This is a genomic window from Mesonia maritima (genome assembly GCF_042433895.1).
In the GTDB taxonomy this organism is placed as follows: Bacteria; Bacteroidota; Bacteroidia; order Flavobacteriales; family Flavobacteriaceae; genus Mesonia; species Mesonia maritima.
On record NZ_JBHLUA010000012.1, the window covers coordinates 1 to 14,340 of the forward strand.

Genomic DNA, 14,340 nt, shown 5'->3' on the forward strand with positions numbered 1-14,340 from the left:
AGGCCTTTGCAATTGCCAAATCAGGTTTGAAATACGATGAAAATCATAGAAGCGTATTAGCGAAATAAATATTCGAATTTATTTGTTTTTTAACACAGTTCTTGGCAAGTAGCGTGAAATTATGAGCTAATTTTCAATCTCGCAACAAGCCAAAACTTTTGTATTTTGTTTTTATCTTTACATTTTAAAAAGCCAAATCAAAAGATTTGGCGACTAACCAAATATACCAAAATTTTTGTTTTAGAAAAGAAGCAGCTATTTGTTATATACGTTGTTAGCAACTGGCTTTTTTTGTTATATTAGTTAACTTAAAATAATATAGGATATGGACGTAGGGATTGTTTACAGATATTTTCCATTAAGTAAATACGGATTTATAAAAACATTGGATGAAAGTATTTTTTTCCATTTTTCTAACTTAAAAGACGATATTCACAGGTTAAGTAATGTAGCCTTTGATATTATAGAAACACCGAAAGGAAAAGCAGCTGTAAATATCAGATTACTTGAGAAATGTTATGATTTAAAAAAAGAATTATTTATTTCAAAAAATCCACTTTATAAATGGTTGGCGGTAGTAAGTGACAGCAAACTCTATGAGCTAGAAAGAACCTTATTTAATACTGAGATTGATAAAGAATTTAATTTTCTATGTGAAAAGCAAGATGAATATTTAAACTTATATGTAAATCAGTTCTCTACATCAGAATTTATTAATGATTATAAAATTATCATCAATTCGAAATTTGGCTATACTGGTGGTAAAGATTGGACTGATGCTTGGTTTACTTATTTCATTTCATCCAAATATGATATAAATTATAAATTTGATTTAGATTTTATTTCCAATCAGCTCAATTTTGAAACAAATAAAGGAAAAATCGAACCAAAATTCGAAGATAACTACATTACAGAATTTTTAAATTATTATGAATACCTTTACAGAGATAGACATCCTAGTGGAGGAAATTTTGATATTAAGCGGGTTGATGTTAAAGATGATGAACTCAATGAAATACGCTTAAGAAAATTAAAAGTTTTCAGAGAAAATTACAGTAGGGATGAACATCTCAATTACTTATCAAAATATAGACATAAGATTAAAAAAACTACACCTTTAGCTAATTATCCATTTAGAAGCTTTATATCTGATAAAATTGACGAGTTTTTGTTTAACAATACTGATGATTATGATATAAAATGGGTAAGTAAAAAAGAACTTGCTGAAGGAGTAGAAAATGATTTATCTGAATTTTTTTAGAATGCTTGTTGCTAACGTGATTGTATATGACCAGTAGCGTGAAATTATGAGTTATTTTTCAATCTTGCGACAAGCCAAAACTTTTGCATTTTGTTTTTATCTTTTTCTTACAAAAGCCAAATCAAAAGATTTGGCGACTTCATAAATATACCAAAATTTCCGTTTTAGAAAAGAAGCAGCTATTTGTTATATACTGTGTTGTAAACAGGGCTTTTTCCCTGTTTCATTTTTTGATTCGTCTTGCCAATCCTGTGCAATAAACTATTCCATTTATATTTTTCCTTTTTGCGATGTTTACGAGTTTTAAATGTTTAAAATAAATCGGTTGTAAAGAAGTTTCATAAACAGATATTTACAATACTAATAGGTAAATCACAATCCAGATAGTAGTAAAGAATGATCCCACAAAAAATGTTTCTTTTATTTGTTGTTTGTCCTTTTTGGTAATTACCATAAAGGCAAGACATATAATCCAAATAATAATTAAAATTGCGCCTGCTCTAGCCATAATATATCAGATTTTTATTAGTTTAAACTTTTTGTATAAAAAGGAGAAGCCGAGTCTCAATAACACTATTTTTTTAATTATATCCATTTATAAAATAAATTAATACAAAAGGTGCTGAGAATGATGCTAAAACATAGAAGTAGGAGGCAATTTTAAAAAAGAAAGTTAGTCTTAGTTTTTTTTTGAGCACAATTTCTGTTCTATTCCTGATTTCGTACATATAAAAATTTAACAATATCATACCTACCTCAAAACCTAAGAAAATTTCACGTAGAGGTGTTTCTATTCTCAAAAAATGAAAGATTAGAATAAAAAGAAAAAAAAGGTTGACAGCTTGTGCAGTAGAAAGGACTAAAAGAGGAAAATAAAGAGATGTAACTCTGCTCTTTTGAAAATCATAACAAAAAAGAAAAAGCTTGTCGTAAAAATTCAGTAATTGATTCATTTAATAACTTTTTATTGCTTGTTGTAAATATAACATTTTTTTTGCCTTGTTTACAACGGTCTCGTATAACCGTCAGTTACGGATTTAAAGTTAATAATTTTCGGTTAAGCATAGACGCTAGCAATTCCGAGTGGATTCGGACGTAGTCGAATCCGCCGTAATTGCGGTTATACATTGTTGTGCAACGTTTTTTATTCATTTAAGTTTAAAATATAATAATCCAATATTACAAAAGTGCAGATTTTAAAAAAGGGATGCTCAAAGTCTTCTTCATTTGCAATTTTATCAAAATCATTAAATGCTGTTTTAATGTCTTTTTTGTTTTCAAGAATATCTTTAAAAAAATTACGGAATTTTTTTGCTTTAGTACTTTTTGCCGAATATTTTTTTCCACAACCGATGACATCAATATCTAATTCGTCCACATTAAGAGCTAATGTTTTTTCAATCATATTCGGATTGATATTTCCCTCACCAATCTCTCTAATAAATTTTTTATAGTCTTTTCCTTTATTATCGTCGATAATACCTTTAGTTTTTAAATAAACTTCGTGTTGGAATATTGCACTTTCAATTAGGGATTTGGAATCAGTAGTTTTAGAATAAATGCAATCCATAAATTCAGACTCTGAATCATAACTGTTTTTACAAGAAAAGAATGTAATGAATACAATCAAAAGCGTTTTCTTTAGCAAAGAGTTTATGTTTAATTCTGATTTCAAAGTCAATAGTTTAATTTTAGTTTGTGGGTTCGATTCAAATGTTGCACAACGTGTGTGTATAATATTAGTTGCGTGTTTAAGCACCTAATTTAGCAAATACAAACCGAATAGAAAATCCGCGAGGATTTTCGTAGGTTGGCTTGCACTAGCAATTAATTTTATACGTTGTTGCCACACGTTTTTTATATCGGTTTATATTCAGTTACAAGTCGTTTGTCAGAGTTAAAATCCACATATTGATAATGAATTTTGTCATCCTTATCAAATTCTCCATTTTTATTCGTGTCTTCAATACTCCTAAAATAAATTCGGTTTTTAATTCCTATTTCTTTCCAATCAATAAGTTCATGAAATTCGGATGTTAGTTTTTCGAATTCAGAACCATCAATGTTACTTATGTACAAAGTTTCTACATCATTATCGTCAAGCTCATTGTCTCGATTAGTGTCTTTGTCCAACACACGATAGATTAAAATCTGTTTTTTTGTGTTATCAAATAGGTCTCTTAAAAAGGTGATTGACTTGATTCGGATATTTTTCGTGGTTAATGATGTTAGGTTTTCAGAATCAATTTGTTGAAATTTTAGATTGTGAAGATTTCCAGTGATTTCATATCTATTGTAATTAGTTATTGAGAAACTTCCAGAACTATAACTAGAAGAACCAAAATAAACTTTTCCTCTAGAGCCATACATTCTATATTCTCCAATCGGGTGGATTAAATATTTTGTACTGTCAATATGAATTGGAATGTCAGCAATTTCTATTAGAGTTGAGTCTTTTTTTAATTCCGTTGTTTGAATTTCCTCATTTTCTGGGTAAATTACTTTTGGCTTTTCGTCATTCCCACAAGAAGTCAGAATTATTAATGTAATTCCTAAAATTATAATGTTTCTCATATTTTTCTCAAATGTGTGGCAACTGGTTATATCCTAACAAATATATCTGTTTATAATATATTATTCCGGGATAACAGAACTTTTTTGTTATGGTTATAAGAATTGTAAACTTTTCTTTGAAATTAAATTATTCGAACTCGAATATTAGTCAAAATGACTTCGGTTACAAAAATTTATGCCTTTGTTAGAAAAAGTTACAAAAAATTTTAGGTTTTTGTAACTTTTCAAAATACTGTATATCAATATCTTAAACGCTTAAAACAGGCAAAGTTACAGAAATACAAAAAAAAGTGGTAAAAAGTATATTTTTTTTTAAAAATTAAAATCTAACTCTTTTAACAAGTTATCTGCTTCCAAATTTCTAGGTGTATAACTTTCAGTAATTTTTATATCGTGATGTCTTGCTTGATCTCTAATTTTCATTGCCGGTACTCCAAGTAAAAATAATTGTGTAATTCCCGTATCTTTTAAAGAGTAAAATTGATAGCGAGAATCAAATTTTAAAATATTTCTCATTTTCGTCCACTCATCACTAATCTTTTTCGGTTCAATTTTTTCTCTGCCAGGTTGAAAATTATCTGAAGAAAATAAAAAATCTTCATTTAAACTTTTATGTATATGGTCAGCTAGCATTTTCTTAAGCATTTTAGGAATTGTTACAACACCATCTTTTTTGTTTTTAGAAATTTCCGCAGGAATAAAAATAGTATCAGTATCTAAATCGATATGCTTTACTTTTAATTTTGTAAGCTCAGTTCGTCTGATAAAACAAAAATAAACGGTTAGGCAAAGCGTCAAATATGGTTTGTCTTTTCTTCCTAAGTATTTAAAAATATCATTTCGCAAATAACCTGGTAAAATTTCTCGCTTCTTCTTCCCTACTTTTCTTTTTTGAATTTTACTAGCTGGATTTGAAGGAATATAACCGCGATCTACCATGAAAATAGCAAGCTGGTTGCAAAACGATAAATAATTATTGCTGGTTCTGGCGGTTCTTTTCTTTTCAAAATAAATATGATCCAAAAATTGAATAATAAATGCTCGGTCAAATTCGACGGTAAACATTTTCTCTTTTTCAATATGCTTTAGATAGACTACAATATTTTTTGAAAATGAAATATATGAGCGCAAAGTATCTTTACGCAGTAAATTGTCCTTAAATCGTCTTTCGCTCTGTTCAATAAATTTATCTAAAACATTCACTAAAAGTTGAAACTCATTTTCTGAATAACCTTCATAAAATGGTGACCACCCACGTGCTAACTTTCTATTAATATTCTCGCACATTCTTTTATCGTGTTGCTCTCTTAATCTTTTATTTGAGATTTTAGGAACGTGCCTTTTATAACGTTTCATTTTTTCCTTTCCAGGAATTTTAACCTGAAAAACCACACGCCAATTATCGCTAGTTGTTTCTTTTAATTCAGCAGGAACATAATCAACAAATAAAATTTTCTGAGAAGTAGATTTTTGAAAAGTATTCATTTTTTTTTTAGCGTTATCCCTAAAAATGATGAACCAAATATGAACCACAATTAAGGGCTAAAAATGCGAAAACCCCTGCTATTGCAAGGGTTTCGTTAATCTAGTAGCGGGAACTGGACTCGAACCAGTGACCTTCGGGTTATGAGCCCGACGAGCTACCTACTGCTCTATCCCGCGATTTGTGCTGCAAATATACAATACTTTTTCGGTGTTTTCCAAAAAAATAATGCTATTTTTTATATTAAATTTAGCTTTTGGCTATATTGATTTATAATTTTCTGATAAAGAGCTAAATATTCTTTTATTGTTTTCTGAATAGTAAAATTTTCTTCAACAAAAGTTCTACAACCTTTTCGAGATTTTAATATCGCTTCCTGCAAAGCTCTTTCCAAAGAATCCTCATCGTCTTCGGTTACAAAATTCCCACAACTCGATGGTAAATATTCCATAACTTCTTCATCAGCAAAAGTGGTTACGGGTGTCCCACAACTTAAAGATTGAAGTATTTTTTCACTAGTATTTGGGTGGGTAGTTGAGAAAATAGCGGCATTAGCTTCCCCCAATAATTTTGCTGTTGCACTATCTTCCAACTCCCCCAAATACTCAATGTTTTTAGTTAATTCCGGTTGTATTACATATTCAAAATAAGCTGAATTGGTAATTTTACCTGTAATCCAAAGCTTATAATTATTCCGTTTAATCGTTTTTATTATTTTTTCTAAATTTGAAGAACGATCTATTTCTCCCCAAAAGATAAAGCGCTTTTCTTCATAAGCATTTCTAAATTTCCAAAGATCTTCATCAATTCCATTGTAGATAATATCATCTATTTTAGAATGAGGCGACCAAATAGATTTTAAATAATAGTTTGGAGCAATGAAAAAGCAATTTTTCTGCTGATTCAATTTTACCGCACTCTGTAAGGAGGCCAATGGTTTTTGCTGAAGTAGCGTTAACGTAGGAATTGTTAAAAACTGAGCGGTAAAAATTGGTAATTGATGGGTTGAAAAATTATGAACCAGATCTACATCAGAATTTTTTAAAATTTGAAACGCTTCTAAATACGCGTGATTTTCTTCAACTAATTTTCGTTGTGCCGGATTTTCTTCAGTTTCATATTGCCAATCTATCGAATTGGTATTAAAAGTTTGAATAGTGCAATTTGCCTGAGACCCAGATTGTGCAAATAGTGTAATATTTGCTCCTTTTTGCTGCAAAGCATCAATTAAACCCAAAATGAGTTTATCTTCAGGCGAAGAACTTGAAGAAGTAATCGGGTAATTATTATGTGCTATAATTGCTATATTCATCAACAAAAATTAATTGTAATTAGGGATTTTCCCGTAAATTATTACCTTTAACATTCAAAGGTCTTTAGAAAGCCTAATAAGTATTGACTCATTCAACATAAATAATAAGACAAATCATTCATGCGGCACATTTATGTAAAATCTCTACCTCTAAAAGATGTTATTCGCGATTTAGCAACAGAACTTAACTGCGAAGTGATTGATCATTGCGAAGAATTTCTTATTCAAATTCCTGAAAAACACGGAAAAGGTTATGTACGCGGAATAAATTTCAGAAAAGGAATTGGTGTAATTGAATACGACTGTGTTTTTAAAGAGAACATAAATATTCATTTCTCATTAAGCCAAATTCATCCGCTAAAATTTATTTTTTGTAGCAACGGTATAATTAAACATAGTTTTGAAGAACTCAATAAACCAAATATTATTGAAACCTACCAAAATGCTTTAGTTGCCAGTAGTTCGCATAACGGACATATTTTAGAATTCGAAGCGGGAAAACGCGTTCATATGAATAGTTTAGAAATAGATCGCGCCATGTTTGTAAAAGAATTTCCGTGTAGTTTAGAACGCTTCGATCACCCGCTAAAAAATTTACTGATGGATGTAGAGGCTAATAAGCTTTTCTATTATCAAGGAAATTATAGCTTGCGAACTTCAGATTTAATTTCGCAAATGAATACAGACCTGTTTTCAGATTTTCTTAGAGCGGTAAAATTAGAATCTCAAGCCTTAGAAATGTTAGCGGTTCAGATAGATCAATATGAAGATGATTTAAAACTGGACAAAAATCAACAAGTTCTTCGCAAACAAGAGATTGAAAAAATAATTGCCCTTACCGAAAATATGACTCAAGATCTTTCGGTAACTTATACCGTAAAAGAAATTGCCGACGCCATTGGCATAAACATTAATAAACTTCAAGAAGGTTTTAAATACCTTTATAATGATACGGTAAACAATTTTATTCAAAATAAACGATTAGAGAAAGCTCAAGAATTATTAATTAATACTGAAATAAGTATGCAGGAAATTACTGAAAAAATCGGGCTGAGCAATCCTAGTTATTTTTCGAAAGTTTTTAAGGAACGCTATAATATAACACCAAACCAATTTAGGAAAGGAAAAGACACTAAGAAGGTGATTTAGTACATATTAATGTTTTTTTAAGAAGTTGTCATTTTAGTGTTAAAAATGCGCTAATTAAGTTTTTTTTATTGAAAATGATGCAGTTTCATTCTATTTTTAAAACAAAAAAACGAATGAAAGTTAGAGAATATTATTACGAGGAAGCGATAATTGAAGAGATAAAAAAATCTTTTGCTTTCCCAAAAAATAAGACTTCAGACAGGCTGTACAGTTATTTTCTTAAAAGAAATTTTCAGGCTCAAGAAGTAGCGATTGATTATGAGCGAAAAATTGCTTATCTTCAATACCACCATTCTACACAACATACCGATGATCGTCTAACAACCGCTTCATCTAAAATTGTAGAATTACATTTTAGTAGCATGAAACAACTGTTATTAACGTGTATTAAAAGACAACGAACACAAAAGACTTCTCGAAAAATAGCCAAAAATTCGAGTTATAGCTTAAATTAAAACTAACTACTAACCTTAAAACTTAATTATTATGATTAGATGGATTGTTATTTTTTTGATAATCGCTTTAGTTGCCGCAATCTTCGGATTTGGTGGTATTGCTGAAGGAGCTGCAGATATTGCAAAAATTATTTTCTACATTTTTATTGTACTATTAGTAATTTCACTAATATCAAGAATGTTTAGAAGATAAGCTAAAACAGAAAAAACAAAAGGTGCTTCAAGAGAAGCGCCTTTTTTATTGCTCTAAACTTTCCGCTTGAAAAACTACCAAATTTCCTGCTTCAAACTTCACTTCAATTTTTATCGGATTACAGCAAACCTCACAATCTTCCACATAAGTTTGACTTACGGAAGGATCTAATAACATCGATATTTCTTCCCAACAATGTGGACATTGAAAAAAATGTTCTATCATAAAAAAGTATTCTAAAATTCAACATTTAAAAGCTGACCAGATAGTTGCAACACCTGAAGTTCAGCTAATTTAGCGTCGTATTTCGCTAAATTTTTACTCGTTTTTGCGTTAATTAAATTTATTTGCGCTTGCCGAAATTCGATAGAAGAAATCTGACCGATTTTAAATCGCTCTTCAGAACGTTCAAAATTCGCTTCACTAGTAATTACGTTTTGCTCTTGTAAACGATAAATATATAAACGATTTTGATACTTGTCTAATGCGTTTTTTAGATCGCGATTTACTTCATTTTCAATTTGCTTTTTTTGCAACTGTTGATTTTCATAACGTATTTTCGCATTTCTTACCCGAACAGCTGTCGATCCGCCATCAAAAATATCCCACGATAAATTAACGCTCGCAGAAAGCCCGGAAGTGGTTTGTAATGAACCCGGAAAAAAAGGACTTTCAGCACTCTTATTTCTATTCCAGCCGTACGAACCCGTTAAACCAACCGTTGGTAAATAACCCGATCGATTCACTTTAATATCATATTCGCTTATCACAAGATTTTTTTCAATTTGAAGCAAGGAAACATTATTACTTTTTGCCTCTTCTACATAATTTTCTATCGTTAATTGTGGTGTAAACGAAACCAGCGTATCAACTTCAAAATTAGCATTAGGTTCCTTATTTAAAATTACATTTAAATCTCTTTTGGTGTTTCGCAATTGCTGGCGAGTACTAATTAAATTTATGCTATCGTTGGTGACATCAACTTGGGCGTTTAAAACTTCTAACTTATTGCTTTGTCCGTAATCAAATTGATATTCTGCTCTGGTAACGCGCTGTTGTGAAATTTCGAGCGTTTGTTTTAAAACCTCTACATTTTCAGATAAACGTGCAATTTCAAAATAAACTGAAAAAAGTTCTAAAAGTGTATTTTCTATCGTTTCTCTTGCTTCAAGTTCAGATAAATCGTATTGTTCTTTTAATTGTCGGTAATTATACAATCTCCCTAAACCATCAAAAAGTGTGTAATTTAAATCGATGGAAGCGCCGTAACCGGTATTTTCTAAATTATTTTGGTCACGCGGTTCTTCCCCGTTAACTTCGGTTAAACGATCGTTTAAACTATAATTTGTAAACGCATTTCCAGTTAAACTCGGTAAATAACCGGAATTTAAAATACTGGCATTATTTTCGGCTATTTCGGTATTATTTTCGGATACTTCAATTCCAAAATTATTTTCTAACGTTTGCTCGATGGCTTCTTTCTTCGATAAAAAAGGAAGCTCTTCTTGCGCTTGAACAACACAACTGAATAAAAAAATGCTGACTAAAAGAAACTGATTAATTTTTTTCATCTTCTTTTATTTTTTGCTCTTTAATAGCACGTTCAACTTCTTCCTTCGAAATTTTATTTCCCGTTTTCAACCACTTTATTTTTGTTTTCAATTCATTTGTAGCTGATAATAATAGTGGTAAAAATAATAGAGTTAGTAAAGTCGCAATTCCTATTCCGTAAGCAATTGAAATTGCCATCGGTTTTAAAAATTGGGCTTGTCTACTTCTTTCTAACAACAAAGGTGCTAAACCGGCAATTGTAGTAACAGAGGTTAAAAATATGGCACGAAATCTCGATCTTCCCGCTTCATATAAAGCATCATCGAATTTCATTCCTTCTTTTAAAAAGGCATTAAATTTTCCGATTAACACCAAACCGTCATTTACCATAATTCCGATGAGCGCGATAATTCCTAATGCTGAAAGTACATTAATGGGGAAACCGTGAATTAAATGTCCCCAACCAATTGCAATTACACTTAACGGAATCATTAGCATTAATAATAGCGGCTGGCTATAACTTCTGAAAGTAAACGCAATCGTGGCATAAATTAAAAATAAAATGACCGGAAAAACTTTATTTGCTGAATCGGTTAATTTTCCGGCTTCTCTATTTTGCCCTTCATAAGAAGCTTTTACCGTAGGATATTTTGAAGTAATTTCGGGCATAACATTATTCTGAATATCTAGTAAAATTTCAGTAGAACTTCCATTAGGATCTTCCATATCTGCATTCACCTGAATTTCCCGAACGCCATCTAAATGCCGAATCGATTCATCTCCTCTTGCGATTCTATAACTGACAATTTCTTGAAAAGGAACACGTTCTCCGGCTGGTGTTACAATGCGCATTTCATCTAAATCGCTTAACGAATTTCTATTTTCTAATCCGTAGCGAACCCAAACCCGAATTTCATCTTGTCCGCGCTGAAAACGTTGTGCTTGCGCTCCAAAAAAACCACCGCGAATTTGCCTCATAACCGAATTTAGGGTTAAACCTAACGCATACGCATTGTCTTTTAGCGTCACATTTAATTCTTTTGCGCCTTCCGGATCGGTATCGGTAATATCTTTTAACAACGAATTATTTTCTAAGGCTTCACGCAACTCTTCGGTTGCTGCTTTTAATTCTTCAGTATTATTTCCTAACAATGAAACCGAAATAGGACTTCCGCCAAAATTTCCGCCGGAACCGAAAGTTAATTGTTCAACGCCATAAACTTCGCCAACTTCATCTCGAATCGCATTGGTAATTTCTGGTGAACCGAAATCGCGTTCTTCTCCCGGTAATAAATTTACCCGTAGCGAAGCTTTATTATTTCCGGGTCCCACACGTTTTATAATATTTTCAACTACTTCTTTATTGCCGGTTTGTTTTTTGGTAAATTCTTTATTCACGCGCCAAGCTGCATCTTCAACCATAGAAATTACAGAATCGGTCCGTTTTGGGTTGGTTCCTTCTGCCATTAATAAGTTAATACTAACCGTGTCACTGGCAATACTCGGGAATAAGGTAATTCTAATAATTCCGCCGCCAATCGCGCCAATTGTAATTACAAAAGCTGCGATTACAAATGCAAACGAAACAAAACGTTGACGCAATACGAATTTTAATGCCGGACTGTAAATTTTATCACGGCAATACTGCATAAACTCATCTCCTTTTTTATTGAACCAGCGCAGTTTGTAAAAAACTTTATCGATTCCTTTTTTAGATTTCTGTTCCTCTTCGGTTTCTTTAATCAAGGCTTTGGAATGGGCGATGTGAGCCGGCAAAATAATTAAAGCTTCAATTAAAGAGACGACCAGGGTGAGAATTACAACAGTTGAAACTTCTCCAAAAAATTCGCCTATTCTACTATCTAAAAATTGAAACGTGGCAAAAGCTAAAACGGTGGTAATAATTGCTGAAACAATTGGCGGAATAACTTCCATCGTTCCATCGATAGCGGCTTTTATGGGAGATTTTCCCATTTCGTAATGTTGATAAATATTTTCTGAAATTACAATTCCGTCATCTACCAAAATTCCGATTACTATAATCATTCCAAAAAGGGAAAGTACGTTAATGGTAACTCCCAGCGAACCTGCAAAAATGAACATTCCTAAAAAAGCAACCGGTAAACCAAAAGCTACCCAAAAAGCTAAGCGTGTATTCAGAAAAAAGGAAAGAAAAATTAATACCAGGGCAATTCCCATAATTCCATTTTCAATAAGCAATTGCGTTCGCTGATTTAATCGGACTGAAGAATCACGCGTTATATCAAGTTGAACTACTTCGTGACTTTCATTATAATCGTTTACATACTCATTAATTTTTTCAGCAGTAGAAAGTAAATCTTCATTATTAGTATTGCTGATATTTACATTTACCGCAACATTCCCGTTGAAATAAGAAGCATTTGGCGTTTCTGAAAATTGATCGCGAACAGTTGCTACATCTTCTAACTGAACGAGCGTCCCATTATCGTTGGCTCTAACTACAATATTATTTAATTCATCTGCGTAATACGAACGATTACTGGCTCGAATTAAAAAATCTTCAGCATTTGTTTTTATATTCCCGCCGGTAGTTAAAATATTGGTTTCTGCAACGGCATTGGCAACTTCCTGAAAGGTTAAATTATACGCTAATAAATCGTTCTCCCGAACGGCAATTTGAATTTCTTCTTCAGGAAAACCGGTAATTTCAATTTGCGAAATTCCATCCATTCTGCGAAGATCATTTTCTATAGAACGGCTTATTTCTTTTAAAGTTTCTAGGGAAATTCCTTCACCATTAATTGCAAAAGAAATGGTTTCACGAATGTTTTCTTCTTTTGCGATAACGAGCGGTTCCATATCTGCCGGAAAAGTAGGAACGCGATCTACCGCATTTTTCACTTCGGTTAGCATGACATCGATATCTTCATCTTGATCGATCTCTACGGTAATGCTTCCGCCGCCTTGTCGGGAAGTAGATGTTACGCGATCTATACCGGCCAAGCCTTTTAAATTATCTTCAATCTTAAGAACAATTCCTTCTTCAATTTCTTGTGGCGTGGCACCGGGATAATTTAGATCGATATTGATAATTTGTGACTCGATTAAAGGAAAGAATGAAGATTTCATTCTTGTTAAGCCTATAATTCCGAAGGCAATAAAAGCGAGAATTACAATATTAACCGCAACTTCATAACGAATAAAATAACTGATAATTTTACGCATTAGTCGTTGGTTTTAGCTTGCTTTTTATCTTGAAAAATTTTAATAGGCATTCCGGCATAGGCTCCGGGAACAGGTTTTTTTATATATTTTGTTCCATCTTTTAAACCTTTGATAACTGCCTTTTTTTCTGAAGTATAAACCGGATTTACTTCAACTAAATCGAGAACGTTTTCTCTTACAATGTACAATTGCGTTTGATCGACCAATAATTTTCGGTCGATTAAGATAGCGTTTTCTACTTTTTTTGCTTCTAGTTGCGCTTCTAAATACATTCCTTCTTTTAAAGCATCATTTTTTACTTCAATATAAACGCGAATGGATTGTGTATTTTGATCGATACTGGCATTTATACGCGAGACGGTTCCCGTGTAATCTTTTTTACCTTCTAGATCTGTAAGGCTTACTTTTTCACCTTCTTTTAGCAAATCGCTATATTCTTTAGCAATGGAAACTTCTAATTCATAAACTGAAGGATCTATAAATTCTCCCAATTTTTGACCTTGCCGAACCAACGCGCCTTTAGTTACAACAGCTTCGGTTAAAACGCCATCGAACGGAGCAACAATAGTATATTTTACAAGCCTTTCTTCTAAATTTTTTACGTTGTAATAGGTAGATAATATTCCTCTTCCGGTGATGAAATACCGTTCTTTTGAATTGGAAATTTCAGGAAGTTTTGGAGTTGTTTTATTTAAATCGTAATTGTTTAGATATTTTTCCCATTTCGGAAATACTTCAGGGTAATCTAGACGCAAATCGGGCATAATCGCCGCAATTTGATTATATAATTCACTTTTAGCCGATTGTACCGAAGCGGTATATTCTTGTGCGTTTAACTTCAGTAAAACTTGTCCGCGATTGTAAGTTTGACCAGGTCTAAACTCTTTTGCGCTATATTGAAAAACACCTTGAACTTCAGAAAATAATTCAATTCTATTTTTTGCGACTAATGTCCCGTTTGCCGGAAGTTGAATAGGAATCGTTTTGTTTTGAACGGTATCTACAAACACGGTTTTCACCACTTTTTTTACGGGTGGTTTTTCTTTTTTATTACTATCGATTAAATAATAAGCTAATGCACTGGCACCGATTAAAATAATTAAGCCAATAAAAATGCTAATAAACTTTCTCATTAAGAGGTATTTATAAAAATTT

General features: G+C 31.9%; 13 protein-coding genes and 1 tRNA gene. 4 read left to right on the plus strand and 10 right to left on the minus strand.

Annotated features, from left to right (window positions below; genetic code table 11):
• Positions 1–325: 325 nt before the first annotated feature.
• On the plus strand, positions 326–1,261 hold the full coding sequence (locus ACFFGL_RS06780; RefSeq protein ID WP_309727146.1) for a cold-shock protein: 936 nt from the start codon (positions 326–328) through the stop codon (positions 1,259–1,261).
• 352 nt (positions 1,262–1,613) lie between these two features.
• Here the strand turns inward: ACFFGL_RS06780 and ACFFGL_RS06785 are convergent, their stop codons facing one another.
• The 6 genes from ACFFGL_RS06785 to ACFFGL_RS06810 all read right to left on the minus strand — a co-directional run bounded on the left by ACFFGL_RS06785 (position 1,614) and on the right by ACFFGL_RS06810 (position 6,630).
• Positions 1,614–1,769, minus strand: coding sequence for a hypothetical protein (locus ACFFGL_RS06785; RefSeq protein ID WP_309727145.1), 156 nt, complete (start codon positions 1,767–1,769; stop codon positions 1,614–1,616).
• A gap of 636 nt (positions 1,770–2,405) precedes the next feature.
• Positions 2,406–2,936: a hypothetical protein gene (locus ACFFGL_RS06790; RefSeq protein ID WP_309727143.1), complete on the minus strand. Its 531-nt coding sequence runs from the start codon at positions 2,934–2,936 to the stop codon at positions 2,406–2,408.
• Between the two features lie 182 nt (positions 2,937–3,118).
• The gene (locus ACFFGL_RS06795; protein WP_309727142.1) at positions 3,119–3,835 is read right to left on the minus strand and encodes a hypothetical protein; all 717 of its coding nucleotides are present in this window, start codon (positions 3,833–3,835) and stop codon (positions 3,119–3,121) included.
• A 312-nt stretch (positions 3,836–4,147) separates the two neighbouring features.
• A complete protein-coding gene (locus ACFFGL_RS06800; RefSeq protein ID WP_309727141.1) occupies positions 4,148–5,320 on the minus strand; it encodes a tyrosine-type recombinase/integrase in 1,173 nt (390 codons plus the stop codon).
• 104 nt (positions 5,321–5,424) lie between these two features.
• Positions 5,425–5,497 (minus strand) — tRNA-Met (locus ACFFGL_RS06805).
• Positions 5,498–5,556: 59 nt separating this feature from the next.
• Positions 5,557–6,630, minus strand: coding sequence for a glycosyltransferase (locus ACFFGL_RS06810; protein ID WP_309727140.1), 1,074 nt, complete (start codon positions 6,628–6,630; stop codon positions 5,557–5,559).
• A gap of 120 nt (positions 6,631–6,750) precedes the next feature.
• On the opposite strand from ACFFGL_RS06810, the gene ACFFGL_RS06815 reads away from it, so the two are divergent.
• The 3 genes from ACFFGL_RS06815 (at position 6,751) to ACFFGL_RS06825 (ending at position 8,427) form a co-directional block, all read left to right on the plus strand.
• Complete coding sequence (locus tag ACFFGL_RS06815) at positions 6,751–7,779, plus strand: helix-turn-helix domain-containing protein (protein WP_309727139.1); 1,029 nt, start codon at positions 6,751–6,753, stop codon at positions 7,777–7,779.
• A gap of 113 nt (positions 7,780–7,892) precedes the next feature.
• Positions 7,893–8,234: a hypothetical protein gene (locus ACFFGL_RS06820; protein WP_309727138.1), complete on the plus strand. Its 342-nt coding sequence runs from the start codon at positions 7,893–7,895 to the stop codon at positions 8,232–8,234.
• A 31-nt stretch (positions 8,235–8,265) separates the two neighbouring features.
• A complete protein-coding gene (locus tag ACFFGL_RS06825) occupies positions 8,266–8,427 on the plus strand; it encodes a DUF1328 domain-containing protein (RefSeq protein ID WP_309727137.1) in 162 nt (53 codons plus the stop codon).
• Positions 8,428–8,472: 45 nt separating this feature from the next.
• Here ACFFGL_RS06825 and ACFFGL_RS06830 read toward each other — a convergent pair whose 3' ends face one another.
• The 4 genes from ACFFGL_RS06830 to ACFFGL_RS06845 are packed head-to-tail and all read right to left on the minus strand — an operon-like array spanning position 8,473 to position 14,318.
• Entirely contained in the window at positions 8,473–8,652 is a 180-nt protein-coding gene (locus ACFFGL_RS06830; protein WP_309727136.1) for a CPXCG motif-containing cysteine-rich protein, read from the minus strand.
• Between the two features lie 11 nt (positions 8,653–8,663).
• Positions 8,664–9,998, minus strand: coding sequence for a TolC family protein (locus ACFFGL_RS06835; protein ID WP_309727135.1), 1,335 nt, complete (start codon positions 9,996–9,998; stop codon positions 8,664–8,666).
• Positions 9,985–13,185, minus strand: a complete 3,201-nt coding sequence (locus tag ACFFGL_RS06840; RefSeq protein ID WP_309727134.1) for an efflux RND transporter permease subunit — start codon at positions 13,183–13,185, stop codon at positions 9,985–9,987. Before ACFFGL_RS06840 ends, ACFFGL_RS06835 begins: the two co-directional genes overlap by 14 nt.
• Positions 13,185–14,318 carry an efflux RND transporter periplasmic adaptor subunit gene (locus tag ACFFGL_RS06845; RefSeq protein WP_309727133.1) on the minus strand — a complete coding sequence of 378 codons (1,134 nt, stop codon included), beginning with the start codon at positions 14,316–14,318 and terminating at the stop codon, positions 13,185–13,187. The genes ACFFGL_RS06840 and ACFFGL_RS06845 overlap by 1 nt, the downstream gene beginning before the upstream one ends.
• Between the last annotated feature and the right edge of the window lie 22 nt (positions 14,319–14,340).

What these genes read in the sequence shown, in the direction of transcription:
- ACFFGL_RS06780 (WP_309727146.1), top strand. Translation starts at nt 326, where the DNA reads ATGGACGTAGGGATTGTTTACAGATATTTTCCATTAAGTAAATACGGA.
- ACFFGL_RS06785 (WP_309727145.1), bottom strand. Translation starts at nt 1,769, where the DNA reads ATGGCTAGAGCAGGCGCAATTTTAATTATTATTTGGATTATATGTCTT.
- ACFFGL_RS06795 (WP_309727142.1), bottom strand. Translation starts at nt 3,835, where the DNA reads ATGAGAAACATTATAATTTTAGGAATTACATTAATAATTCTGACTTCT.
- ACFFGL_RS06800 (WP_309727141.1), bottom strand. Translation starts at nt 5,320, where the DNA reads ATGAATACTTTTCAAAAATCTACTTCTCAGAAAATTTTATTTGTTGAT.
- ACFFGL_RS06810 (WP_309727140.1), bottom strand. Translation starts at nt 6,630, where the DNA reads ATGAATATAGCAATTATAGCACATAATAATTACCCGATTACTTCTTCA.
- ACFFGL_RS06815 (WP_309727139.1), top strand. Translation starts at nt 6,751, where the DNA reads ATGCGGCACATTTATGTAAAATCTCTACCTCTAAAAGATGTTATTCGC.
- ACFFGL_RS06820 (WP_309727138.1), top strand. Translation starts at nt 7,893, where the DNA reads ATGAAAGTTAGAGAATATTATTACGAGGAAGCGATAATTGAAGAGATA.
- ACFFGL_RS06825 (WP_309727137.1), top strand. Translation starts at nt 8,266, where the DNA reads ATGATTAGATGGATTGTTATTTTTTTGATAATCGCTTTAGTTGCCGCA.
- ACFFGL_RS06830 (WP_309727136.1), bottom strand. Translation starts at nt 8,652, where the DNA reads ATGATAGAACATTTTTTTCAATGTCCACATTGTTGGGAAGAAATATCG.
- ACFFGL_RS06835 (WP_309727135.1), bottom strand. Translation starts at nt 9,998, where the DNA reads ATGAAAAAAATTAATCAGTTTCTTTTAGTCAGCATTTTTTTATTCAGT.
- ACFFGL_RS06840 (WP_309727134.1), bottom strand. Translation starts at nt 13,185, where the DNA reads ATGCGTAAAATTATCAGTTATTTTATTCGTTATGAAGTTGCGGTTAAT.
- ACFFGL_RS06845 (WP_309727133.1), bottom strand. Translation starts at nt 14,318, where the DNA reads ATGAGAAAGTTTATTAGCATTTTTATTGGCTTAATTATTTTAATCGGT.